This window comes from Microcystis aeruginosa NIES-843 (assembly GCF_000010625.1).
Taxonomy (GTDB): Bacteria; Cyanobacteriota; Cyanobacteriia; order Cyanobacteriales; family Microcystaceae; genus Microcystis; species Microcystis aeruginosa.
The window spans coordinates 581,862-605,121 of the sequence record NC_010296.1; the positions used below are offsets into that span (position 1 = coordinate 581,862).

A 23,260-nucleotide genomic window follows, 5' to 3' on the forward strand; every position below is an offset into this window, starting at 1 on the left:
AATACGATAAGAAAAATTATGTTTCGTCCCCAACCGATACCAGCAAAAGCAGGACAGGAATCCGTCTGGGATTATCCGCGTCCCCCGCGCCTAGAATTATCGCCTAAACACCTAAAAATCATCTTTAATGGGGTGATAATTGCCGATACTAAAAGCAGTTATCGAGTTCTAGAAACCAGTCATCCCCCAGTTTATTATCTACCGCCCCAAGATATTAAAATGGAATACCTGCAAGCCACAGCAGAAAAGTCTTTTTGTGAGTGGAAAGGTCTAGCGGGATATTACAATATCACTGTTGGCGACCAACAGGCAATTAACGCCGCTTGGTATTATCCGGACCCGACACCAGAGTTTCAGGCAATTAAGAATTATCTGGCTTTTTATCCTGCCAAAATGACCGCTTGTTATGCCGACGGTGAATTAGTACAACCGCAACCGGGCAACTTTTACGGGGGATGGATAACCTCCGATGTGGTTGGTCCATTTAAAGGCGTTCCCAATAGTTGGGGCTGGTAATCCCGTTAAGTAAGTAGGGTTTGCTGAAAAAGTTTATTGGTGGAGTCAGGAGTCAGGAGCCGGTCGTCAGGAGATTATTTTTATTTATTCTTCCCACACCCTACACCCCACACCCGTTACAGTAGAGCAGGAAGTCGCCTTCCCACCCCCTGCTTCAAAACCGGACTTACGACTTTCGCCGTATCCGGCTCCTGAGTAACTAGGCTACTGTCATTAGTAGAATAATAATGGGAATTATTATTTCCTTGTCTATTCAACCCTCTTGGCTGTATCCCCACCAGACAAGATTGTTGGTTTTAGGGCGTATATGACCGTTGATTGTTGCTTAGACTTCCTAGTTACCCGTCCTTTGTCAGCATATCTTTGATATTACTCAAAGCCTTGGCTTTTAAGGACATCCTCTCCCTCTATTGACTTGCGGATGGTTTCCTACTGCCCCGAACGGGCAGAGTCAATCAGGGTTACTTCGTTCCCTATAACCATTGGTTGAACCCTTAGGATGATACTGTCCACAACAGAGTAACGGGAATGCCTTACTGATAGTGGTATGAGCTATCAGCCCCAACTCTGTTAACTTTTGTTTCGAGCCTGTCAGCCTTTTGGCTCGTGGGTGTTGACGATGGTTAATTCGTATCTTCGCCCCAGGGCTATCCATAGGTTCTGGCTCAACGGGTTTCTGATTTAGGCTATCAGATACCGCTTTTTTTTTCCTCGCTCACTACCTCAGATGTACCAAGTCTAAAGCAGCAGGAAATGCCGTCACTCTAGGCATCTAGAGGACAGGACTAAGGTTATTACTAACCCGCACCTGTAGGGTTATAAAGTTATCAAGGTACTACATTTACCAAGCGGCTAATCCTCTAAACGTCTTACTGTCTAGTTTCTAGCCAACGAATCGCACCACACCCCACACCCTACACCCTACACCCTACACCCTACACCCCACACCCCACACCCCCTTAACTCCTAGTTTCTACTTTTTACGAGAAATTATGACTATATCCCAACCCGATCTAGAACCCACTTGGATGACGATTATTCGCCTCTTGCGCTGGGATAAACCCGCAGGTAGGTTAATTTTGATGATTCCCGCTTTATGGGCGGTATTTTTGGCGGCAGACGGTGTGCCACCGCTACCCTTGATCGGGGTGATCGTTTTGGGAACTTTGGCCACTAGCGCCGCCGGCTGTGTGGTTAACGATCTTTGGGATCGGGATATCGATCCACAAGTCGATCGCACTCGTAACCGTCCTTTAGCGGCCAGAGCTTTATCGATCAAGGTTGGTTTGATTATCGCTCTGATTGCTTTCTTTTGCGCCGCAATTTTAGCTTTATATCTGAATTTCCTGAGTTTTTGCCTATGTTTAGCCGCCGTTCCCCTGATTATCTGCTATCCTCTCGCCAAGCGTTTTTTTCCTGTACCCCAATTGGTTCTTTCTCTCGCTTGGGGTTTTGCGGTTTTAATCTGTTGGAGTGCCGTCACCGGGTCGTTAAATAGTAATACATTTATATTATGGGGAGCGGTGATTTTTTGGACATTGGCATTTGATACAATTTATGCTCTGTCCGATCGAGAGGATGATCTCAAGGTTGGTATTAACTCTAGTGCCATATTTTTCGGCAAATACGCCCCGGAAGCCGTGGGGGTCTTTTTTGCCCTAACAGTGGGTTTATTGGCTTGGGAGGGGCAAAAAATGCAGTTATCAGCCTTTTTTTGGCTAGGGTTGGGTCTATCGGTGATCGCTTGGTGGCGTCAATACCGGCTGTTACGTCAATCGGATTTACCCAAACCAGTTTATGGTCAAATGTTCGGTCAAAATGTTTGGGTCGGTTTTATTTTATTAGCGGCTATGATTGGGGGAAGTTTGTATTAAAACTCCCCCAAGAATGTCCCTAGAGTCAGTTTGTCTATTCTGACTCTAATAATCCCATTACCTTAGCTGATGCGGGTTCACCAGTCATGAAAGCTACCCGTCTTTGAAAATTTTTTTCCACAGCAATGCAGGTATTTAAGGGATTTAAAATACCCTTTCTGATTTCCCTTTCCCAAGAATAATTTCTTTCTCGGTGTTTAAATCTTGATAATTGCTGGGTGAAAACAGTAACCACTTGATAAATGATTTTTAAATCGTAAAGAGAGTCAATTTGAGAAATTTTAACCGCTAAAGCCCGAAATTGACGGGATATTTCTTGAGCTTGCTCTTGACTACAGCCATGGTCACGATGATAATAATTAACTACTTCTGCCATGTACTGAGCGTGTTTAGCGGCATTTTGAATGCTATGTTGAGCATTTTCCACGGGAGCAAGAAATCGATCTAATAATAGCTGTTGGGCGTAGGCATCGCGAAGGGACGAATTAGAGATTACTTGTAATTCGGCCATTCTTTCTTCATGTTTACGGCGATTTTCGGCATAAATCTCCGTCAGAATAGTATCTAACAGCTTGGGAATCGGATAAAAGACATCAATCATAGGAAAATTTAGCTTAGTTTGTCTAGAGATAAGAAACTCTATTGATAGAATTACCCAAAATTGTAGCAGTTATCTGAATAGTCAGGTACGATAAAATCAAGTTAGTAAATTACCGCCCCTTAACTAATGTCCAACTCGAAATCTAGTAGCGTTTGGGACCACAAACCCCGTTGGTGTCAACCTTGGTCGATTCTGTTGACAGGAATTACCCTGATTGCTGGCTGTTGGTTTTTAACCCAGCGTATCTGGTTAACTCTACTCCTATCTATTCCCATACTCCTGTGGTGGTTTGTCTTCCTAATTCTTTATCCAAGGACGCTGCAGCAACAGTTAAACACAGAAAGAATCGGGGAAAGCATTGATTAAAACAGGAAAGACAGGACAGGGATTTTTATCCTGTAATTGACTACTTTCATCTCCGCGAAAAGTGTTCCAACGGAAAGGAGCTTTTTTTTCACTCGACATCCATAAAAGTCTTTTTGCTCGCGTCATCGCTACATACAAAAGTCGGTATTCTTCAGCTTTTTTAAGTTGTCCAGCTTCTAACCAAGCGCTTAAAGGTGGGGGAATAATTGGTATGCTGTCGGGGTTTAAATAGCGTTGATGAACCGCTGCTCGAATTTGCGCCCGGGCCACTTCTGCGAGGGTAAAATCTGCCAAAAATTTCGCCCCATTGGGAACCCAAGGTTTGCCCGGGATAATATCTTCGTGAAGAAAGGGAATAAAAACATAATCCCAGTCTAAACCCTTGGCTTTGTGCATAGTAATAATCGTCAGTTGTCCGGGACGAGTATAACAATCGTCGTTATCTTCTTCCACTCCTTCAAAGCGCTCAGAGGCGATAATTTCATTAAGGGTATTAATTGTATTTTTGAGAGAACTATTACCAGCAGTTTCCTGATAAATACGGGCGGTTAATTTTTGCAAAGTTGCTAATTCTGACCCCGAATATTGGAGAGTCATAGCGAAAAAAGACAGGAGTTGATAATGGGGTAATTCTAATCTAGCTTTTAGTAAACTGCAGCAATAACGACGGGCGATTTTTTCGTTAGATTTCAGTTCAGGATCGAGGGGAGTGGGATAAAGAAATTGTTCGGGATAGGTAACTAAAGGATTTAAATCTTGGGCAGTAATTAAACCCCTCAATTGTAGCACTTCTAAGGCCGCTTTGAGATAATCGGGAGAGTGGGGACGTTCGACAAAAGCTAATAGTTTCAGCATTTCGGCGGGAATTTGGGAAAAGCGATCGATCTCGTTAGCTTCAAAAATTCTGATTTGATAACTTTTATAAAAATGGGCAAATTTTTGAGCAAAAAAGTGTCCCTGTCGATTTTCTCTAACGAGGATAGCCGCATTATGTTGAGGGTTTTCTTGGAGTAATTTAACTAGACGTTTTTCAATTAACTCTACTGTTTGATAAATGTCATCGGGTTGATAAATTTCTAATCCTTTTCCCTCCTTAACTGGATTAGGTTGGGGATCTTCAGCGCTGACGGGAAGAATCGCTTGAACCCGAAAAGGAGCCTCGGTAACTTTATGATTATCTTTCCCCTGTTTCCAATCTCGATCGACCCATTGTAAAACTAAATTAGCAGCTTCAATAATTTTAGTATTGCTGCGACCTGCTTGGTTCATAGTGGATAAATTGCCTTCGCTTTGACAACTTTCACAAAACCAATTAAAGTAAACAGGATCGGCGGGGGTAAAGGTAGAATTAATGGCTTGATTGGGATCGCCGACGCGAATTAAATTAGGTATTTCTCCGTCATTATTTTTTGCTAAAATAGTAATTAGTTTTTCTTGAAGAGGACTAGAATCCTGTGCCTCATCTTCAAAGACTCCAAAGACAGATTTTTGCCATTGTCGGCGAATTTTTTCTTCCTCTAATACTCGCAAGGCTCCTAAAATCATGTCATCATAATCTATATAGTTTTTCTGACGCATCAGGATTTCATACTGTTGGTACAAACCACTAGCAATAGCGAGAATTTGATAATTATCGTCGGTGTAGTGGCTTAATTCCCAAACTTGCTGCGGTGATAATCCCGAACTTTTTAGCTCATGAATGGCCGTATAGGCAAGACTAGGTAAAATTTCGGTTCTCAGCACCGATTGACGGCGTAATCTTTCGGTTTCTTCCCCATCAAATTCCACTCCTTCTAATAACTTTTGATAACGAATTGGATCAGTAATTAGCCATTTTTCCACCGAGTTTCTAATAATTCTGTGGCTAGGAGTCGGAATAACTAAGGTAGAAGATTCGAGGTCTAATCCCGATAATTCCGGGTAACGACGGGCCAATTGTAGGGCGAGTCCGTGCAGAGTTTGGACGCTGAAACCTTGGGCCGAAAGTTGTAAATCTTGCAAGCGTTGTTTAATTTTAGCTTTAATACTAGCGGCAGCCGAGCGCGTGTAGGTGACAATAATTAACTGTTTTTTAGCATGAAGTTGCTCACGAGCAATAACCATAGCGGCAGCTACGGCCAAACTGTGGGATTTTCCTGCCCCCGGCACCGCAGAAATGGCCATTTTTCCCCCTTGCCAATCGGCTAATTCCTGTTGTCCGGCTCGCAGTTGTTGCCGGAGATTGACCAGTAAACTTTCTCGATTAATTACTTTAGTTTCGCTCATTATGCCCCGCCAATTTTATTTTTAGTTTAATTGTATTACTATTTTAGTTTCTCCTTAAACTAATTGCTGTAAAAGTTAGCTAGAGATAACTAGAATGGGGAGATGGGGTTTTTCAGTGAACAGTAAACAGTAAGCAGTAAGTAGGGAGGCACAATTATTTGTAGGATGGGTTAGCGGTAGCGTAACATGAGCGGGTGTTGGGTTTCATGCTTCAACCCAACCTACGTTCATCTTATATTTAATTCCACCCACCCACTTAATCAGTGAAAAGAAAGTAGCGAAGTTTTCACCTAACACTGTCCACTTAAAACTGTAATCTGATAACTGATAACTGATAACTGATCACTGATAACTGATATATAGCCAATTTTGTTGTACTTCTACCCGAATTTTGCCGGTTAAGGAGGAAGTGGCATCGCGATTAACACCAGTAATGAGATTAACCACTGACTCAACTTCGGCAAAATTAGGGGATGAGGGTAAATATTGAGCCAAAAATAAACGAATCACTCGTCTTTGTATCGCTAGAGGTAGAATTTGTAAAGGGGAGCGATCGAGTCTTTGTTGATCTAGATCGATAACCTGGCGAAAAATATCCCGGGCAATACTATCTAAATAATCGCTTTCTGCTTCCAAAATTTCGGCAGTTTGGGCGAGATGTTTTTCGATTTGGGGATTTAAATTAGTTTGCAGGTAGGGTAATAATTCCTGACGGATGCGATTGCGAGCATAGCGTAAATTCTCATTAGCTCGATCATACCAGATCGGTAATTCTCGACTTTGACAAAAAGCGAAAGTTTCCCCGCGAGTGACATTTAAGAGGGGACGGACTAAAAAAATATCTGAGGTTAAACTTGTCAACCAAGTTAAGGCAGAAAGTCCATCACTACCGGCCCCGCGCGTGAGATTATAAAGAAAAGTTTCCGCTCGATCGCTCCTCGTGTGTGCCGTGAGAAGATAATTAAAACCCTGTTCTTGGGCGATTGTTTGTAAAGCTTGATAACGCCATTGTCGGGCCTTGGCTTCCGTTTCCGCCATGGGGGGTGCGGTGGTAATATAAACAGGTAATTGCCAAATTTCGGCGATTTTCCGCACATGAGTGACTAATCCTCGGTCGGAGGACCAACGGTGATCACAATGAGCGATCGCTAGTTGCCAACCCCAACGAGAGCGCAAATCCAGCAATAATTGCCCTAAACAGAGGGAATCCTGACCCGCCGACAATGCCACTAATAGAGACGCATTTTTAGGTAGTAATTGTCCCTTTTTCACCGTGGTTTCCAGACGAGTATGGAGAGGGGTCCAAAAATTAGCCAAAATTTTTAGATTTATTTACTTGACAAGGGTGTGGGAAGTATTTTCAGTGAACGGTAAACTGATAACTGATAACTGATAACTGATTTAACCTTGCCAATTAACCCAATCTTGTGGTTTTAGGAAGACATCATAGAGTTTTGCTTCTGGGGTGTTTGGTGCAGGTTGATAACAGTATTCCCAACGAACTAAAGGAGGTAAAGACATCAAAATCGACTCGGTACGACCGTTAGTTTGCAGCCCAAAAATTGTGCCACGATCATAAACTAAATTAAATTCTACATAACGACCGCGACGATAGAGTTGAAACTGACGTTCTCTGTCACCGTATTCCGTCGAGCGCCGTTTCTGGACAATGGGAACGTAAGCGGGTAGAAAAGCCCGGCCACAGTCATTAATGAAACTAAAAATTTCTTCCCAGTTGCGGGGTTGTTGGGGAGATAATTTTTCTGAATAGATAGCGGCATCACTTTCGGCAAAAGGACCACGATAGAGAGGGTCTAAACCGTCTTGGTAATCAAAGAAAATCCCGCCGATGCCTCTGGCTTCCTGACGATGATTGAGATAAAAATATTCATCACACCAGCGTTTAAAAACGGGATAATATTCGGGATGATGTTGGTCGCAAACCTGTTTAAAAGTGCGGTGAAAATGACTAGCATCTTCTTCAAAAGCATAGTAGGGAGTTAAATCAGCGCCACCGCCAAACCACCAAACCGGACCTGCTTCAAAATAGCGATAATTGAGGTGAACCGTGGGAATATAAGGATTGTGAGGATGCAAGACCATCGAGGTTCCCGTGGCATAAAATTGATGACCGGCAGCCTCGGGCCGTTGTTTGGCAATGCTAGGAGGTAATTCTTTCCCCCAAACTTCCGAAAAATTCACCCCTGCTTGTTCAAAAATTGCCCCTTCCCGCAAAACTCGCGAACGTCCGCCGCCACCTTCGGGCCGTTGCCAACTATCTTCGATAAATTTTGCTTGTCCATCCACTTCTTCTAATCCCTGACAAATTTCATCCTGTAGGGATTTCATAAATTCACTGACGCGGCTACGGCTGTCACTGGCGGGCAAATTGGCAAGGGTGGGGGTTGTGGTGAATGCAGTCATACTCAAGGATCAAAGTTGATAACTCAGTGATTATATTACTACTGGGTGATGAAACGGCCGCTCTTCGATACTTAACTTAACATTTAGACGGATTGGGGGTGGGGAAGTGGGGAAGTGGGGGAGTGGGGAAGCGGGGAGAATAAATAAAAATAATCTCCTGAGGACCGGCTCCTGAATTTCGCCAGAATTAGTCTCAATCAGGTTTTTTTAAGAGTTTTGCCCCACAGTTTTTACAAAAATTGGCATCTATATCGTGACGGGGTAAACCACAATCTGGACAAGGATAATCAATTTGAGTGCCAGATTTTAATAGTTGTTTAGTCAGAGTGCTAATTTGCAAGGGAATTAACAAAACTCCCGTTAAAATCATTAAAACTGTCACCATTTTGCCCCCATCAGAAAGGGGAGTTACATCCCCAAATCCCACGGTAGTCATAGTCACAACGGCGAAGTAAAAAGCATCAAAAAATGTCCGATAGACTTGAGGATTAATCGGGTGTTCGATCTGATAAATTAAACCAGCATAGACAAAAATAATCGAGAATAGAGTTAGTAATATGCGAGTAAATACTATCTGATCGGAAGTTTTAATCCGAAAAATAGAGAGATCGGAACCAAAAAAACGAATCACTCGCAAAATTCTAAACCAGCGAAAAATTCTAAAGAACCTAATATCAAAAAAACCAAAAAATAGGGGCAGAATTGACAATAAATCTAGAATGGAAAAAATATTAAAAACAAAGCCTAGTTTTGATTCCGCACACCAAAACCGAATTAAATACTCTAGGGAAAATAAGCTTAAAATTCCCCAATCAAGCTGACGTAACCACATTTGCCAAGTGGCGGATAAGGGATAGGTTTGAGCCACATAAATCCCCAAAGATAGTAAAATTAATGCCAAGATAAGCAGATTTACCGTCAGTCCGATCGCCGTGGTGACATCCTCTAAATAAAAAGCTATTTTGGTGCGAAAAGGGAGCATAAATTCAGCTATCAGTAAACAGTAACCAGTAATCAGTGAACTGAAAGCTCACATCTGATAACTGATCACTGATAACTGATTAAGGTAATTCCACCGAAGTTGGTTTAGCAATATGAGGTAAACCCCAACCTAATTTTTCCCGGAGGATGCGGAAGAATTCCGTCGATTGCAGGCGAATAAAATGAACATTGTAGGGGGATTTCTGCACATTAATTCGATCTTCTGGCAAGATATAAGAACCGCCATTACCGTCCACTACCATCACCATCCGATTAGCAGTTGCTGGGAAAATATTCACAGTTTCCTTGTCAGAAAATACCAAGGACCTAGAAGCTAAAGAATGGGGACAAATGGGAGCTAATTGTAATACCGGCACATCGGGAGTTATTACCGGGCCACCGGCGCTGAGAGCATAGGCAGTAGAACCGGTAGGAGTGGAGAGAATCACCCCATCGGCAGCGATATCGACGGGCGCGTGTTCACCAATTTGAATCTCAAAATGACACATACTGGTGAGGGGTTCGCGGTGGACGACCACCTCATTGAGAGAAAGTGCCTCCCAGAGGAGGGTATCTTCGCGAAATAGTCGCACTGTGATCATCGAGCGATTTTCGATGGTGTAATTCCCCTCTAGAACCAGTTCTAAGGCGGGTTCAAGCTGATTTAGGTAAATTTCGGTCAAAAAGCCCATGTGTCCCGTATTGACCGTTAACAGGGGCAAATTGAGGGTGGCCAACTGCCGGGCCGCCGATAGGACTGTACCATCGCCCCCCAACACGATCGCAAAACTTAAATCCTGATCGAAGTGGGGGGGGACTAACTGATCGATCGGGGTAAAACAAACCGGACGAGAGGGTTTAGAATGGCCTAGCAGGCCACCGCTGCCGGTAGCCATAAACACCTGCCAACCTCGGGAAAGTAGCTGATCTTGTATCTGATGGGCTGTTTTACAAGCGATAGGCTTAATATCGTTGTAAATAATGCCGATTTTGGGCATTGACAAATTTTCCTACTGCTGAATCACGCTTTCTTTTTGAAAGGAGTTTTCTTCTTCTTCTGAGCTTTTTGTTTCTCGAAGTCGATTTCCTTGAGCTTCTTGAGAATGCGGCTAAAGTATTCTTGTAAATAGGATTCTAAAGTAGTTGTTTGACTCGGATCAAGGCCAAATACTTGATAAACTTCTGCCATGGGGGCATCAAGAGCTTGACCACTAGCGAGAACTTCCGCAAAAGCTAGTCGGTCGGATATATTATAAGTCCATTGGAAACAACGGCTTATTCCCCGCATAAAACGCAGTAATCCCATGGGTAAACGCCAAATTTTCCCCTCTTTACCCGATAAGCGTTCGCAAACTTCGATAATTTCTTCAGCTTTCCAAGCTTTGCTGCCCACCACAGGATAGGATTGACCGACGGTTTCGGGGACTTCTAGGGCGCGAACGGCGAATTTAGCGATATCTTGGGTGTCCATGTAGGCGATCGCCGTACTTTCCCCCGTGATCCAGACCGTTTGATTATCTAACATCGGGATGGCGTATTGACCGATTAACCCCTGCATAAAGCCACAGGGACGCAGAATTGTATATTTTAAACCCGATTCTGCTATAAATTTCTCGGTACAGCGTTTTATCTCCATCAAAGGCACGTTGGGATATTTTTCGGCATTGAGAATCGAAAAGAAAATAAAGCGATCTACCCCGGCGGTTTTGGCCGCTTGAATCAGATTAACTTTACCATCCCAATCCACCTGTTTAATGCTGGCCGAGTCCGTCGCCCGGGCAGTAGCGGCATCGATCACCGCATCCATTCCCTCTAAAGCGGCAATAATGGTACTCTTATCCCGTAGGGTTCCCCCGACTAATTCCGCGCCCCATTCCTTCAAAAAAGCCCCTTTTCTCTGACTGCGTACCAAACAACGCACTTGATGTCCCTGATCGATGGCATGACGCACGATCTGTCGCCCTAGGGTTCCCGTCGCACCGACAACTAATACTTTCATCTATAATTAATTTTTTGTTACATTTGTTAACACTTCTCTAAGATACTATCAAAAAAGTGGATCATTGGGGATAGAAAAATTCTAAGATTCCCCGATCCCCGTCCAGTTCTACCATTGTTCCCACCGGTAAAGCGGCATTATCGCCATCATGACCGAAAGGTAACTCAGCAATAACCGCAATACCCAAATCGCCCAAACGCTCTTTTAACACTTCCTCTACGGTTTGACTATCACTACCGGAGGCCGCCAGACAACGGCTAAAACGACCGAGAGCAATGCCTTTAATTCGGGAGAAAATGCCCAGCATTCGCCACTGAGTTAACATTCGATCGATCCGGTAGGGGGCCTCGGTTACGTCCTCTAGGGCTAAAATTACCCCCTCTAGGGTGGGTTGAACCGAGGTTCCGAGGAGATGGGTGGCTACGGTTAAATTAGCTGGTAATAAGCGTCCCCGCACTTTGCCCCCACCCCAACCTTGACCGATAAGAGGGGCTAAAGGACGACCTTCTAGAAGAGAAAAGAGGCGATCGATTGATTGGGGACTTTCTTGGGCTAAGGTGGTTAAAACTGCCCCGTGAACGCTACAAATGCCCTGTTTCGCTAAACTCCATAAAATCCCCGTCACGTCGGAAAAACCGATTAACCATTTCGGGTTAGTTTTTGCCCATGTCCAATTTTCTAAGAGGCGAGCGCTACCGTAACCCCCCCTAGCGCAGAGAATTGCTTGACAATCGGGATCTTGCCATGCTTGGGCTAAAGCTTGACGACGTTGCTCGTCGCTACCAGCGAGATAACCGAGACGATTCGACCAATTCTCGCTAAATTCCACTTGATAACCCCTCGATCGCCAGATTTCTACGCCTTTTTCTAGGGCGGCTAATTCCTTGACGGCTCCACTGGTGGCCACCAGAGAAACTTTAGCACCGGGTTGCAGAAATGATGGGATGATCATAGGTTAATTCTCTTTTGTGGGCGGATTAAGCGGAAATTACAGGCAATTTTGTGGCAGCATGAAAACTGACAGCATATTCTATCGAATGTTTCTCGATTTTCCCGATTCGTTCTTTGAATTAATCGCTCAACCCGATGCTATCGTGAGCAATTATCGATTTACTTCCCAAGAAGTTAAACAACTAGCTTTTCGATTGGATGGTTTATTTTTGCCGCTCGATCATCTAGAAAATTCGCCCTTTTATCTGGTAGAAGTGCAGTTTCAAAAGGATGAAGACCTATATTATCGATTATTTTCGGAACTTTTCTTATATCTTAGACAGTATAAACCTTTGTCACCGTGGCAGATAGTTGTTATTTATCCTAGCCGAGAAATTGAACGAGAACATCCCCAGCAATTTGAAGACTTGTTATCCTTGGCCAGGATTAAAAGAATCTATCTGGATGAATTGGCAAATGACGAGACTCCTTCTTTAGCGATCGCCCTGATCAAATTGGTCACGGAAAGTGAGAGTCAAGCTGTTAATTCTGCTAAGATTTTAATTAAACAGGCTCAAAGAGAAGTGAGCGATCGCTTAGTGCAGAAAAATGTCATTGATTTAATCGAAACGATCATCATTTATAAGTTACCCCAAAAAAGTCGAGAGGAAATTGAAGCTATGTTGGAACTACAAGACCTAAAACAAACTCGTTTCTATCAAGAAGCTTTTGGAGATGGAATTGAACAGGGAATTGAACAGGGAATTGAACAGGGAATTGAACAGGGAATTGAACAGGGAATTGAACGGGGAATAAACTTGCAAAAATTGAAAACAATTCCTCTACTGCAAGACCTCGGTTTAACCCCGCAACAAATCTCGGAACGCTTAGACTTGACTCTGGAAACAGTGCTTAACTATTTGGCACAACAGCAACAATGATCAATCCTGTTTCAACAGTCTAGAAAAGCATCAATAGTAGTGAATCAGTGACCTTTAAGCTATCAGGGATAACTCGATGAATAACGACTTATTGACTTTTCTCTTTTGTGTTGCCCTTCTTATTCTCTATCTATTTTTTTCAGCTTTAACCGAGATGGGAACAAAATGGCCTTGGACAAAAAAATAAGAGAAATACTTATAGATGTAAATAAACATAAAATCGGGTCAGGGACTCGGTCATTGGAAAAATTCTAGAGATTTGCTATCTAAACAATTAACTCGATCGCTCTACTGATAAAATATGAAACTAATTGGTGATATTTCCCCGAGCTTGGATTTATTCTTGTTGCTTTTTTTCTGGCATTGTCTCATCGGTGGCATTGCTACAGTCATCGCTATCAATAAAGGCTATCCAAGATTAAATTGGCTAATCTTCGGACTTCTGGGAGGGACTTTTACCTTTTTTATCGCTCTTTTCCTGAAAAAAAAGCCCAAAATTTAAGGGATGGTATTGCTTGATTATTCTTTAATAGTTCCCATCAACACCTCTAAATCTTCTGCGTCTAACTCCTCTGGGATACCATTGCGAATTAATTCCGAAAAATCCTCATTAGGAACCATAAAACATAGTGCATAAAGTCTTCCGTCCCCCACATTTCTAATCTCGTGAATACCCGTGGGACGGACTAATAAACTATCCCCCGGCCCCAGGGGAATCGGTTTACCATCACAGATAGCCATTCCTTCCCCTTTGAGGATAAAAAACATTTCTACGGCAAAATGATGACGATGGGTAGGGGTGCGACCGTGGGGATCGAAAATTTCCACACAAACGGTCAAGGAATCCCCCGCTACGGTAGAATCGAAGACGATCGCTAAACGATTCGTATCCCCAGCACTAATGCGAAAAACTTGATAATCCCGGGGAGATCGAATCACGGGTAACATACAATGATCGCTAGTTAGTTGGCTATTCATCGCTGATTTCGATCGAAGTGTGGATGATTCTAAGACTAGCAAAAATTTTCAACTTCGCTCGATTGCGTCCACCACTTTACTCACATCTACGATCGCAGCCACATCATGGACGCGCAGGATATCGGCCCCCTTAGCGATCGCTAAAGCACAGGCCGCCGCCGTTCCGAAAACTCGTTCTTTTGGGTCATCTTTGCCTGTAATCTCGCCGATAAAGCGTTTTCTCGACAATCCAATTAAAATAGGTAAATCTAAATCCCGAAATTGCCCTAATTCTCGCAATAACTCAAGATTTTGTGTCCCAGTTTTGGCGAAACCAATCCCCGGATCGATGATAATATTTTCCCTAGCAATGCCCCACTGTAAAGCTTCCTTAACGCGATTCTGTAAAAATTCTTTAATTTCCTTGACTAAATCATCATAATGTGTTATGGATTGCATCGTTTGCGGATTGCCCCGCAGGTGCATGAGGATGATGGGAACGGCCAATTTAGCCACCGTGGGCAATAATAGGCGATCGAAGGTTCCCCCAGAAATATCATTGATCAAATCGGCCCCGGCGGCGATACCTTGGGCTGCCACGATCGCCCGGGTAGTATCGAGAGAGATAGGAATAGAACTTTGTTGTCGAATAGCGGTGATTACGGGGATAACTCGCGATAATTCTGCTTCTAGGCTAATTTCTTCGGCTCCCGGACGGCTGGATTGACCACCGATATCGATTATATCAGCCCCGGCCTCGATCATTTTCATCGCCTGTAGCAGGGCATTTTCAACATTGTCAAATTCTCCCCCATCACTAAAACTATCGGGAGTAACGTTTAAAACACCCATGATATAGGTGCGTTTTCCCCAAGCAAAAATATGTTCACGAATTGCCGTTAAACTAGACATAATACTAAATCCGTTGAGTATAGGCTACATATCAGGAGAGGCACTCATGCACTCATGCACTCATGCAAAAGGGAGAATAAATAAAAATAATCTCCTGACTCCTGAATACTGGCTCCTGACTCCTAACTCCTGAATACTGAATACTGATGGTCATAGTTAATTTTTAGGTAGAGAAGAATCTTTTAATTCAAAATAAGCTTGTACTTCTTCTTTCCAGAGTTGATATTTTTCTTGAATTAGTTGATATTGACTGGCAAAATCGAGGGGCAAATCAACGAGATTGGTATCGATATCGGATTTCACTAATTCCCGTTCGATCAGGGTTTCTCGGATAAATTTTAAACATTCTTGTCTCAAAGTTTCCGCTTGATCAATAATTAGCTGGACTTGATTAATTGCTCGATCGTACAATGGGGTTTGTGAATGAAAAATTTCGGAAGATGCGGCCAGATTTCGCAGTCTATGTAATTGATTTTTCTTTTCTACTAAACTGGCAATTTTGGGGTTAATTTCAAAAAGTAAGGTTTTCACCAGAGGAGCCAAGCGGCGAGTGTTAGTATAATCGTAGTTATTAAGGTCTGATTTAATCAGGTGTACCTGTTGTAAATCGACGGTAATATCGTGGAATTGTATCTCGGTTTCGGTGATGGTGGGATGAATCGTTTTAACTTTCCAAGTAGTAATAGAAGTCAACTGCTGGCGATCACTATTAACCATTTGCCGCTCCATTTTCAGCACATCAAGGGGAATACTATAAAGTTTTTTATCGGGAATATAGATGACATCACTACCGAGAATGCGATCAATTTTAGGACGACGATATAAATAATGATACAGGAATCGATAAAAGCTTTTACTGCCTTGAAATATCTGGACAAATAACCAAATTTTCCAGCTGAATAACCCGCTGACAAAGCGTCCGAATAGATGGGAATTCGAGGAGGGGTTATTCATGAAATTCCGTTATCAGTTATCAGTGAGGGATTCGGGGTTTGGTTCTTTTCAGTGAGCGGTAAATAGTAAACAGTAATCAGGGATAAAGATGAAGATAACTAACTAACTAATTAACTTAAAACTTACATCTGATAACTGATAACTGATCACTGATCACTGATTAAGGACGTTCTCCGGGTAGATTTTTTGACGATGTTGGTTTCGATCTTACCTGTTGACGACCGTTGCGAATAACTTGTAACATTTCCCCTAATTCTCGATCGAGATGTTCTAAAACCGCTTCGGCATAGTCGTCAGCGCCTTTTTGAATTTCATGACATTCAGCTTGGGTTTTTTGTCGTAACTGTTGCACTTCCTGCAAGGTGCTGTGACGCATCTGTTCGATTTCATCGAGGGTTTGTTGTTGCAAGGATTCACACTCCTGCTGAACCCGTTGACGAATTTGGGCCGCTTGCCGTTCTGCTTGTTGAATAATACCGGACTCATCGAGAATTTGGGCGGCTCTTTGTTGAGCGGAACGAAGGACTTGTTGAGCGTATTCCTCCGCTTTAGTGATAATTTCCTGTTCTTCCTGCAAAATTGCCAAAGCTTTCTGTACTGCTGGTGGCACGGTTTCATAGATGAGATCGATCTGTTCGGATATCTGTCCCTCATCGATGATTGTCCAACGGGTGAGGGGGATATGGAAACTATCAAAAATCATCTCTTGCAGACGCGCCAAATCCTGATAGATATCGAAATCGACGGGTGGACTGGGAACCCCACTATTAGAAGTGTTAGGTACTGCTTTTCTGCGATCATTAGGTTCTCGGCGCGCCATAGGTTCAGATCGTCCTCATTGCTGTATTCTAGTATGTTAACTGTAGTATGAGTAAATATCTCTAGAAACGTTTTCTGGGACTAGATGGGTGACGGAGCCACCGAATTGAGCGATTTCTTTAACCACGCTACTACTTAAAAAACTATATTCTTTGGTGGTGGCTAAAAAAACCGTTTCGATCCCTTCCCAGAGGGTTTTATTGGTATGTGCCATTTGCAGTTCTTTTTCAAAGTCTGAGAGGACCCGCAACCCCCGCAACAGCACCTTAGCGCCTTTCAATCTGGCATATTCAACCGTCAATCCTGAAAAACTGTCTATCTCAACGTTTTTCAGGTGTTTTGTACAGTAACTGATCTGTTCTATGCGTTTTTCGACGGTAAATAAGGGGTTTTTATGGGGATTGCAAAGAACTGCCACGATTACTCGCTCGAATAGTGGCACACTGCGTTCGATAATATCTAAATGACCGAGTGTAACTGGATCGAAGCTGCCGGGGTAGATGGCGATCATTTCTCAACCTGCACACCTCGCCAAAAAGCGATATATCCTTTGATATTTTGGGCTTTTGGTTTAGGATCGGGATAATACCAAGCGGCATCTTTATTGTCCTGTCCATTTACCCTGAGAGTATAATAACTAGCCTCTCCCTTCCAAGAACAAATGGTATGGGTGTTACTGGATTGAAAATATTCAGCTTTGATGGTATCGGGGGGAAAATAGTAGTTTCCCTCGACAATTTCGCAGTTATCGCTTTCGGCTACCACTGCACCATTCCAAATCGCCTTTGCCATGGCACTAACTCCTAGTTCTGGTTCAAAATTATCTTACAACAGAGTTTGTAAATGTTGAACCAGTTGGTTAACCTGCACCACTCCCTCGATTCGATCGATCGGTTGACCATTTTTAAAGACTACTAAAGTCGGTAAAGCTTGAATACCGTACTTAGTGGCTAAATTAGGATATTTGTCTGTATCAATTTTGACAATTTGTAGGCGATTTTTGAAATACATTCCCGTTTGTTCTAGAATCGGAGCCATCATTTGACAAGGACCGCACCAAGTGGCATAGAAATCCACTAACACGGGGAGATTAGTGGATTGCAACAGTTCCTGAAAACTGGAAAACTCTTTTTTGACTGCCATAAATTGTCACCTCGCCAGAAAAATAGCCTTTTTCCTACTATAGCTTTTCTAGATGTTCCTTGATTTCTCCAGAGTGGTCATCGATCACTGGGAAAATGCTAAGTTAGGTAAAGACTCGACAGCCAACTCTCCATGAACATCCTAACCAAGCTGCTTTTTCCCGAAACTAAAACTCCAGAGCAAGTAGGTTCGCCGCGAGTACAGAAAAGCCGCCGGGGAATCGAGACTAAATCCGCCGCCGAAATCGTGATTATGCGACAAGCGGGTAAAATTGCCGCCACAGTCCTTAAGGAAATTGCCGAGATCGCTCAACCCGGGATGACGACGGCGGATTTGGATGCCTATGCGGAACAACGTATCCGCGAAATGGGTGCTACTCCCAGTTTTAAAGGTTATTATGGCTTTCCTGCCTCGATTTGTGCCTCCGTCGATAACGAAGTCGTTCACGGTATCCCTAGCCCGAAAAAACGCCTCAAAGCCGGTTCTGTGTTAAAGGTAGATACGGGGGCCTACTACCAAGGTTATCATGGGGATTCCTGTATCACGATCGCGATCGGTTCCGTCTCTCCAAAAACCGAAAAATTAATCTGCGTGGCGGAAGAAGCTTTATATAAAGGCATAAATCAGGTAAAAGCGGGCAATTATCTGCTCGATATTGCGGGAGCGATCGAAGATCACGTTCAAGCTAACGGTTTCCAGGTGGTAGAAGATTTTACTGGTCATGGAGTCGGCAGAAATCTCCACGAAGAACCCTCGGTATTTAATTTTCGCACTAATCAGTTACCCAATGTCAAACTCCGCACCGGGATGACTCTGGCAATTGAACCAATTGTCAACGCGGGATCTAAACATACCAGAACTTTGCGCGATCGTTGGACGGTGGTGACGATGGATAATGCTCTCTCCGCTCAGTTTGAGCATACTGTCTTAGTAACCGCCACGGGGTACGAAATCTTAACCGAGCGCAATAACCTATAAAATTGTCTATCTAGGCATAATGGCAGAATCAAAGATTTTTTGCTCCGGAATCTTAATTGGAAGTTTGTTTAGCGGCAGGATTTAGTCAAAATGTTTAAAAATATCGTTGTTGCCTTAGATTGTGGGGAATTATCGGATCGAGTCCTTGATTCCTTGAATTCCCTTTCTCTAACGGCAAATTCTTGCCTCATCCTCACCCATATCCTCGGCAAGGAGGGAGATGAATCGCCAGTTGATCGCCCTCACCCCTCCCGTGAGATCATTGAAGATCAATTGCGCTGCTATCAATCCCAGATTGCTGCCCCTAGTGAAATCGAGGTCATCTTTGGTGATCCAGCGGAGGAAATTATTCGTTTAGCTAATATCTATCATGCTGATCTGATCGTGATCGGCAGCCGGGGATTAACGGGAGTTCAACGGGTGATCGAAGATTCTGTTAGTAGTCTCGTGGTGGCAGAAGCTACCTGTTCAGTATTGGTGGTAAAAGCATAGCAGCCAGCATTCAGCTAGAAAAGGTACTCTGGCAAGAGTGCCTAAGTAGGGTTGGCTGAATAAATCTAAAAACCTTGTTAGATAAGGCTTTTAGACTTTTTTGACCTCAAAAAGTGCTGACCATTGGAGTGATCGGGGGTAAAATTCTGGGACTTTTTCCCTGAAAATTAGGTAACTTACTACCTCAAAATCGGTAAAACCCCACACCCCACACCCCACACCCTGCACCCACGAAAAACTTTTTGCCGCAAACCCTAAGTAGTCTTGAGCATCACTACGGATTAAAATTTGCAAATCTTATTTTTCCCCAATGTTTTCCCCCATACATTCCCCGGTATTTCCCCACTCACTCCCAAGTTTTCCACAGTTTACCCAGACTTTTCCACAGGCAACAGCGATAGAATCGGCACTTGCTTCTAGAAAAAATTAATCTTGATTGTCAAAATTCCCATCGATAGATACTGAGTTATTGTTAAGTTGAGTAAATAAAATCTAGCTCTAACCCTTATTCCCTCGTAAATATTAAGTTTTTCTAAAGCATTCCTTTACATCTGGTAATATTGCAACTCCCCCCAACTTGGCTCACAATAGTCCTTACTGTCCACTGCACCAGTCAGGGATTTCCCCACTTCAGATTTAGAGGTAAACGATATGAATACATCAGTCAGTATCTTGGCAGAAATCCCCGAAATCCTCCACCAATCCCTACAACAATATCTAGAAACTCACCCCGGTTGGGATCAAGATGGTGTGTTTACGGCGGCTCTATCATTTTTTCTACTTAATTGTCAATCCTCCGAAAGGATGAATTTTGAGGAGCAAAATAGCTGTGCCAAGGTTTATCTAGAAACTTTGTTCCAGCGCTCGGAGTGCTAATTCGGGGATAATAAGAGTCGGGTCATGGTTAAAAACCCGATTTTCCCCTATGAATTCCGATAAAACCCCTAATTTAATCATTCCTCAGCTAATTATCGGTTTGGGTAATCCCGAACCCAAATATGATCGCACCCGTCATAATATCGGTTTTGAAGCTGTGGACTCATTAGCACGGGATTGGGGGCTATCTTGGCAGGAAAACAAGCGATTTCAAGGTTTTATTGCCGAAGGTGACAGTCCTCTCCCGGGCAAAATTCGTCTCTTGAAACCCCAAACCTATATGAATCGCTCCGGGCAATCGGTGCGATCGGTGCTGGACTGGTATAAACTAGCTCCAGAGTCGATTTTAGTCATTTACGATGATATGGATCTGCCCCTAGGCCGGTTGAGAATCCGTCTATCGGGATCGGCTGGCGGACACAACGGTATTAAATCAATGATTGCCCACGTTGGCACGGAAAACTTCGCTCGTTTACGCATAGGAATCGGTAAATCAACCGAAAAAGCGACAATTTCCCACGTTTTAGGCCGATTCACCCCCCAAGAAAACGAAGTCATCTTGAAAGTGTTAGACTTGTCCAGAAAAGCGATCGAACTTGGTCTCAAACAAGGGTTACAAAAGGCAATGAGTCTCTACAATAATCAAAGTGTAGAGATTGGTTCTGATCTATGCTGATAGCAAATAAGCCTGATTTTAGTAATGGTTATAATAGCCATTTTCGTCTATACTCTTACAGAACCCTCGGTCAAATTTTGATCGCCCTTTGCTAGATTAGGTCAATTTTTATCCTCGATATTAGCAGTTTAAGTATGATTAATCGCCAAAGTTTGCTGAGATTCGCCCACAAGTTTAATCTCATTTTATTGATAATCGCTACAGTTTTTTGTCTTTGGAGTAATGCTGCTTTTGCCCATCGTCCCCATGATGTAATTAGTCAATTGGAAGTTTCTCCCGATTTCCAGACAGATAATACAGTATATATCTTGGTGCGAAATAACTTTTATAAGTCTAGGGATGGAGGCAGCAACTGGACAAGATTAATTCAAGGTTTAGATTATACGGGGGAATTAAGTTCCCTCTCCCTATCTCCCCTCAATAAAAATATTCTCTATTTAGCTTCAAGATCCGATGGTATTTATAAAAGTGAAGATGCGGGGGAATCTTGGCAGAAAGTTAATCAGGGTTTAGAAACTAAATTTATTAACTTCCTAGAAATTGCCCCTTCCGATCCCAATATAGTAGCGGCAGTGGGATTAGAAAAAGGGGTTTATTTAACCGAAGATGGCGGTAAAAATTGGTCAAATATTTTCCCCACCACGGCACTGATAACCTCTCTAGCTATTACTCCCAACAATCCCGATCGAATTTTTTTCGGGGATGAACAGGGTAAATTATACAGTTCCTCCGATGGGGGGAAAACTTGGCAGAATCTCCCCTTACCTGCTAATGTGGGGGCAGTGGATACAATTGCTTTTTCTCCTAATCTAGACAGCGACAAAACCTTTTTTGTCGGCACAAAAGAAGCGGGTATTTTTAAAACCGTTGATGATGGTAAAACCTTCCAAGTTGTTAACGAAGGAATTAAGGATAAAATCATCGAAGACATCGTTATTTCTCCCCAGTATGCCCAAAATTCAACCCTTTATGCCATCACTTGGTATGAGGGAATGTATGTTTCGCAAGATGGGGGCAAAAGTTGGACAAAAATGAGCGAGGGTTTAACCAAAGACAAACAGGCTGATGATTATAAAGTTCCCCATTTTATGGATTTAAAAATAGTTCAAGATACGATGTTTTTAGGGGGATTTAATGGCTTATTTAAAACCACAGATAGCGGCAAACAATGGCAGGAAATAGAAACTTTAGCCCGGGGAACAGTTATCGCCATGGCGGTTTCTCCTAATTATGCCGAGGATGGCACTGTCGTCATGGCTAATTATGTAGGCAATATCTTCATCAGTCGGGATAAAGGGGAAACTTGGACACCAATTAATCGCGGTTTAGAGGTTTATCGACTTGGGAAAGATCCCGAAGAATCAGGACAAGATCCCCGGCGTTTCTTTGACATTGCCTTTTCTCCTAACTATGGAGAAGATAGAACTATTTTTGCGGGGTTTTTACGCAATAAATTTGCCAAATCCGATAACAGTGGTGATTTCTGGAAAATTATCGAAATCGATGAAGGAGTCCGCGGTCCGAGGATAGTTCCTTCCCCAGATTTTGCCAAGGATAAAACTCTTTTTCTCACCAATCAGCAGGGGAGAATATTTCGTTCTACTGATGGAGGAAATACGGTTAAAAATATCAGTGAAGTGGGCAGAATTTCCGGTAATTATGCCCCTGCCATGGTAGCTTCCCCTGATTTTGCTAAGGATAAAACTTTGTTTGTCACGGGAAAAGAGGGTATTTATCAAAGTGTTGATGGTGGACTAACTTGGAAAAATGTCAGCCAAGGAACACCTCTATCAAAAACCCCTAATGTGCAGTTGGCAATGTCTCCCAATTATCCCAGTGATGGAACTATTTTTGCTGGGACAATTTCTGGTTTGTTTGTCACCAAAGATGGGGCTAAAAGTTGGACAAAATTAGAGAAACCAGGGTTTAATCCGCAGGCATCAGTAGAAACCATTGCTATCTCTCCTGATTATGCTAATGATCGCACGGTAATAGTTAGTTTACAGGGAAATGGCTTGTTTAAATCTACCGATGGAGGAGAAACTTTTAAATCAATTGGTGATCCTAAAATACCCCTAGTGAAAATTCATAGTATCCCTTCCTCTGGTATCTCCGTCCAGTTTTCTCCTAATTACGCTCAAGATAAAACTTTATTCGGTTTTGGTGGCGCTAAAACTACAGTTTTTCGTTCCACCGATGGGGGAGAAACTTGGACAAGTGTAACTATTCCTCCTCACGCAGAAGAAAATACACCCCGCTATAAAATCGGTGAGTTTTTCTCTGGTCCCCTTGGCACAATCTTGCGCGTGGTTATCCCGATTCTCCTAGCAATCGCCGCTTATTTTCTGGTGGGTTTCTTGAAACTGGAGAAAGTTATTAATCTTCCTAAATCCTTCTTCCGCATGGCAGGGGCATTTATGGTTTTTCTGTTTGTTTTCTTCGCTATCATTAGCCAAGTTTAGCGGAAATTTTCACCGGCGGGGCTTGACAAATCCCGCCGCTTGCCTTATGCTTATATATATAATGGGAATCCGTGCCTGCCTGCGACCTCTGATT

26 protein-coding genes are annotated in these 23,260 nt (G+C 43.0%); 10 read left to right on the forward strand and 16 right to left on the reverse strand.

Translation table 11 applies throughout. The features are described 5' to 3' along the window. The first annotated feature begins 18 nt into the window (after positions 1-18). Together MAE_RS02945 and MAE_RS02950 are read left to right on the forward strand one after the other, a co-directional pair. Complete coding sequence (locus MAE_RS02945) at positions 19-516, forward strand: DUF427 domain-containing protein (RefSeq protein WP_004163102.1); 498 nt, start codon at positions 19-21, stop codon at positions 514-516. Between the two features lie 992 nt (positions 517-1,508). Beyond that, complete coding sequence (locus tag MAE_RS02950) at positions 1,509-2,390, forward strand: 4-hydroxybenzoate solanesyltransferase (protein WP_012264254.1); 882 nt, start codon at positions 1,509-1,511, stop codon at positions 2,388-2,390. 34 nt (positions 2,391-2,424) lie between these two features. On the opposite strand, the gene MAE_RS02955 is transcribed toward MAE_RS02950, so the two are convergent. After that, the gene (locus MAE_RS02955; RefSeq protein WP_012264255.1) at positions 2,425-2,991 is read right to left on the reverse strand and encodes a hypothetical protein; all 567 of its coding nucleotides are present in this window, start codon (positions 2,989-2,991) and stop codon (positions 2,425-2,427) included. Positions 2,992-3,117: 126 nt separating this feature from the next. Here MAE_RS02955 and MAE_RS28325 point away from each other — a divergent pair, with 126 nt between their 5' ends. Further along, a complete protein-coding gene (locus MAE_RS28325) occupies positions 3,118-3,357 on the forward strand; it encodes a DUF6737 family protein (protein ID WP_012264256.1) in 240 nt (79 codons plus the stop codon). Here MAE_RS28325 and MAE_RS02960 read toward each other — a convergent pair. The 7 genes from MAE_RS02960 to MAE_RS02990 form a co-directional block, all read right to left on the reverse strand. Next, positions 3,322-5,622, reverse strand: a complete 2,301-nt coding sequence (locus MAE_RS02960; protein ID WP_012264257.1) for an ATP-dependent helicase — start codon at positions 5,620-5,622, stop codon at positions 3,322-3,324. The genes MAE_RS28325 and MAE_RS02960 overlap by 36 nt on opposite strands. Before the next feature lie 342 nt (positions 5,623-5,964). Next, positions 5,965-6,939, reverse strand: a complete 975-nt coding sequence (gene tilS / locus MAE_RS02965; RefSeq protein WP_004163106.1) for a tRNA lysidine(34) synthetase TilS — start codon at positions 6,937-6,939, stop codon at positions 5,965-5,967. Positions 6,940-7,023: 84 nt separating this feature from the next. After that, complete coding sequence (gene hemF, locus MAE_RS02970) at positions 7,024-8,046, reverse strand: oxygen-dependent coproporphyrinogen oxidase (protein WP_002762975.1); 1,023 nt, start codon at positions 8,044-8,046, stop codon at positions 7,024-7,026. Between the two features lie 193 nt (positions 8,047-8,239). After that, entirely contained in the window at positions 8,240-9,028 is a 789-nt protein-coding gene (locus MAE_RS02975; protein ID WP_004163109.1) for an ion transporter, read from the reverse strand. A 79-nt stretch (positions 9,029-9,107) separates the two neighbouring features. Then, a complete protein-coding gene (locus tag MAE_RS02980; protein WP_002762972.1) occupies positions 9,108-10,025 on the reverse strand; it encodes an NAD(+) kinase in 918 nt (305 codons plus the stop codon). Between the two features lie 23 nt (positions 10,026-10,048). Beyond that, positions 10,049-11,026, reverse strand: a complete 978-nt coding sequence (locus tag MAE_RS02985) for an SDR family oxidoreductase (RefSeq protein WP_002762970.1) — start codon at positions 11,024-11,026, stop codon at positions 10,049-10,051. Positions 11,027-11,087: 61 nt separating this feature from the next. Next, a complete protein-coding gene (locus MAE_RS02990) occupies positions 11,088-11,978 on the reverse strand; it encodes a S66 peptidase family protein (RefSeq protein WP_012264259.1) in 891 nt (296 codons plus the stop codon). Between the two features lie 58 nt (positions 11,979-12,036). On the opposite strand from MAE_RS02990, the gene MAE_RS02995 reads away from it, so the two are divergent. Together MAE_RS02995 and MAE_RS03000 are read left to right on the forward strand one after the other, a co-directional pair. Continuing rightward, complete coding sequence (locus tag MAE_RS02995) at positions 12,037-12,897, forward strand: Rpn family recombination-promoting nuclease/putative transposase (protein WP_012264260.1); 861 nt, start codon at positions 12,037-12,039, stop codon at positions 12,895-12,897. A 301-nt stretch (positions 12,898-13,198) separates the two neighbouring features. Then, on the forward strand, positions 13,199-13,399 hold the full coding sequence (locus MAE_RS03000) for a hypothetical protein (protein ID WP_012264261.1): 201 nt from the start codon (positions 13,199-13,201) through the stop codon (positions 13,397-13,399). A gap of 17 nt (positions 13,400-13,416) precedes the next feature. Here MAE_RS03000 and MAE_RS03005 read toward each other — a convergent pair whose 3' ends face one another. The 7 genes from MAE_RS03005 to trxA form a co-directional block, all read right to left on the reverse strand. After that, positions 13,417-13,875, reverse strand: coding sequence for a cupin domain-containing protein (locus MAE_RS03005; protein ID WP_004163112.1), 459 nt, complete (start codon positions 13,873-13,875; stop codon positions 13,417-13,419). A gap of 48 nt (positions 13,876-13,923) precedes the next feature. Then, positions 13,924-14,766, reverse strand: coding sequence for a dihydropteroate synthase (folP, locus tag MAE_RS03010; RefSeq protein ID WP_012264262.1), 843 nt, complete (start codon positions 14,764-14,766; stop codon positions 13,924-13,926). Positions 14,767-14,922: 156 nt separating this feature from the next. Further along, positions 14,923-15,720: a hypothetical protein gene (locus tag MAE_RS03015; RefSeq protein WP_041803737.1), complete on the reverse strand. Its 798-nt coding sequence runs from the start codon at positions 15,718-15,720 to the stop codon at positions 14,923-14,925. A 160-nt stretch (positions 15,721-15,880) separates the two neighbouring features. After that, positions 15,881-16,540, reverse strand: coding sequence for a hypothetical protein (locus MAE_RS03020; RefSeq protein ID WP_041803739.1), 660 nt, complete (start codon positions 16,538-16,540; stop codon positions 15,881-15,883). A 36-nt stretch (positions 16,541-16,576) separates the two neighbouring features. Next, a complete protein-coding gene (gene coaD, locus MAE_RS03025) occupies positions 16,577-17,050 on the reverse strand; it encodes a pantetheine-phosphate adenylyltransferase (protein ID WP_002758057.1) in 474 nt (157 codons plus the stop codon). Further along, positions 17,047-17,331 carry a DUF427 domain-containing protein gene (locus MAE_RS03030; protein ID WP_004163118.1) on the reverse strand — a complete coding sequence of 95 codons (285 nt, stop codon included), beginning with the start codon at positions 17,329-17,331 and terminating at the stop codon, positions 17,047-17,049. Before MAE_RS03030 ends, coaD begins: the two co-directional genes overlap by 4 nt. A gap of 33 nt (positions 17,332-17,364) precedes the next feature. After that, complete coding sequence (gene trxA, locus MAE_RS03035) at positions 17,365-17,682, reverse strand: thioredoxin (RefSeq protein WP_012264265.1); 318 nt, start codon at positions 17,680-17,682, stop codon at positions 17,365-17,367. Between the two features lie 132 nt (positions 17,683-17,814). Between trxA and map the strand changes: the two genes are divergently transcribed. Together map and MAE_RS03045 are read left to right on the forward strand one after the other, a co-directional pair. Beyond that, entirely contained in the window at positions 17,815-18,660 is an 846-nt protein-coding gene (map, locus tag MAE_RS03040) for a type I methionyl aminopeptidase (RefSeq protein ID WP_012264266.1), read from the forward strand. 90 nt (positions 18,661-18,750) lie between these two features. Then, positions 18,751-19,152 carry a universal stress protein gene (locus MAE_RS03045; RefSeq protein WP_012264267.1) on the forward strand — a complete coding sequence of 134 codons (402 nt, stop codon included), beginning with the start codon at positions 18,751-18,753 and terminating at the stop codon, positions 19,150-19,152. A 90-nt stretch (positions 19,153-19,242) separates the two neighbouring features. On the opposite strand, the gene MAE_RS33695 is transcribed toward MAE_RS03045, so the two are convergent. Continuing rightward, a complete protein-coding gene (locus MAE_RS33695; protein ID WP_012264268.1) occupies positions 19,243-19,446 on the reverse strand; it encodes a hypothetical protein in 204 nt (67 codons plus the stop codon). A gap of 357 nt (positions 19,447-19,803) precedes the next feature. On the opposite strand from MAE_RS33695, the gene MAE_RS03055 reads away from it, so the two are divergent. From MAE_RS03055 to MAE_RS03065, 3 genes are all read left to right on the forward strand, one after another. After that, the gene (locus tag MAE_RS03055) at positions 19,804-20,028 is read left to right on the forward strand and encodes a DUF2811 domain-containing protein (protein WP_002800048.1); all 225 of its coding nucleotides are present in this window, start codon (positions 19,804-19,806) and stop codon (positions 20,026-20,028) included. Positions 20,029-20,077: 49 nt separating this feature from the next. Continuing rightward, positions 20,078-20,704, forward strand: a complete 627-nt coding sequence (pth, locus tag MAE_RS03060; protein WP_012264269.1) for an aminoacyl-tRNA hydrolase — start codon at positions 20,078-20,080, stop codon at positions 20,702-20,704. A 134-nt stretch (positions 20,705-20,838) separates the two neighbouring features. Next, entirely contained in the window at positions 20,839-23,166 is a 2,328-nt protein-coding gene (locus MAE_RS03065; RefSeq protein ID WP_012264270.1) for a WD40/YVTN/BNR-like repeat-containing protein, read from the forward strand. Positions 23,167-23,260: the final 94 nt, after the last annotated feature.

Bases quoted from the DNA above. Each gene is read 5' to 3' on its own strand.
- MAE_RS02945 (WP_004163102.1), top strand. From the start codon at position 19: ATGTTTCGTCCCCAACCGATACCAGCAAAAGCAGGACAGGAATCCGTC.
- MAE_RS02950 (WP_012264254.1), top strand. From the start codon at position 1,509: ATGACTATATCCCAACCCGATCTAGAACCCACTTGGATGACGATTATT.
- MAE_RS02955 (WP_012264255.1), bottom strand. From the start codon at position 2,991: ATGATTGATGTCTTTTATCCGATTCCCAAGCTGTTAGATACTATTCTG.
- MAE_RS28325 (WP_012264256.1), top strand. From the start codon at position 3,118: ATGTCCAACTCGAAATCTAGTAGCGTTTGGGACCACAAACCCCGTTGG.
- MAE_RS02960 (WP_012264257.1), bottom strand. From the start codon at position 5,622: ATGAGCGAAACTAAAGTAATTAATCGAGAAAGTTTACTGGTCAATCTC.
- hemF (WP_002762975.1), bottom strand. From the start codon at position 8,046: ATGACTGCATTCACCACAACCCCCACCCTTGCCAATTTGCCCGCCAGT.
- MAE_RS02975 (WP_004163109.1), bottom strand. From the start codon at position 9,028: ATGCTCCCTTTTCGCACCAAAATAGCTTTTTATTTAGAGGATGTCACC.
- MAE_RS02980 (WP_002762972.1), bottom strand. From the start codon at position 10,025: ATGCCCAAAATCGGCATTATTTACAACGATATTAAGCCTATCGCTTGT.
- MAE_RS02985 (WP_002762970.1), bottom strand. From the start codon at position 11,026: ATGAAAGTATTAGTTGTCGGTGCGACGGGAACCCTAGGGCGACAGATC.
- MAE_RS02990 (WP_012264259.1), bottom strand. From the start codon at position 11,978: ATGATCATCCCATCATTTCTGCAACCCGGTGCTAAAGTTTCTCTGGTG.
- MAE_RS02995 (WP_012264260.1), top strand. From the start codon at position 12,037: ATGAAAACTGACAGCATATTCTATCGAATGTTTCTCGATTTTCCCGAT.
- MAE_RS03000 (WP_012264261.1), top strand. From the start codon at position 13,199: ATGAAACTAATTGGTGATATTTCCCCGAGCTTGGATTTATTCTTGTTG.
- MAE_RS03005 (WP_004163112.1), bottom strand. From the start codon at position 13,875: ATGAATAGCCAACTAACTAGCGATCATTGTATGTTACCCGTGATTCGA.
- folP (WP_012264262.1), bottom strand. From the start codon at position 14,766: ATGTCTAGTTTAACGGCAATTCGTGAACATATTTTTGCTTGGGGAAAA.
- MAE_RS03015 (WP_041803737.1), bottom strand. From the start codon at position 15,720: ATGAATAACCCCTCCTCGAATTCCCATCTATTCGGACGCTTTGTCAGC.
- MAE_RS03020 (WP_041803739.1), bottom strand. From the start codon at position 16,540: ATGGCGCGCCGAGAACCTAATGATCGCAGAAAAGCAGTACCTAACACT.
- coaD (WP_002758057.1), bottom strand. From the start codon at position 17,050: ATGATCGCCATCTACCCCGGCAGCTTCGATCCAGTTACACTCGGTCAT.
- MAE_RS03030 (WP_004163118.1), bottom strand. From the start codon at position 17,331: ATGGCAAAGGCGATTTGGAATGGTGCAGTGGTAGCCGAAAGCGATAAC.
- trxA (WP_012264265.1), bottom strand. From the start codon at position 17,682: ATGGCAGTCAAAAAAGAGTTTTCCAGTTTTCAGGAACTGTTGCAATCC.
- map (WP_012264266.1), top strand. From the start codon at position 17,815: ATGAACATCCTAACCAAGCTGCTTTTTCCCGAAACTAAAACTCCAGAG.
- MAE_RS03045 (WP_012264267.1), top strand. From the start codon at position 18,751: ATGTTTAAAAATATCGTTGTTGCCTTAGATTGTGGGGAATTATCGGAT.
- MAE_RS03055 (WP_002800048.1), top strand. From the start codon at position 19,804: ATGAATACATCAGTCAGTATCTTGGCAGAAATCCCCGAAATCCTCCAC.
- pth (WP_012264269.1), top strand. From the start codon at position 20,078: ATGAATTCCGATAAAACCCCTAATTTAATCATTCCTCAGCTAATTATC.
- MAE_RS03065 (WP_012264270.1), top strand. From the start codon at position 20,839: ATGATTAATCGCCAAAGTTTGCTGAGATTCGCCCACAAGTTTAATCTC.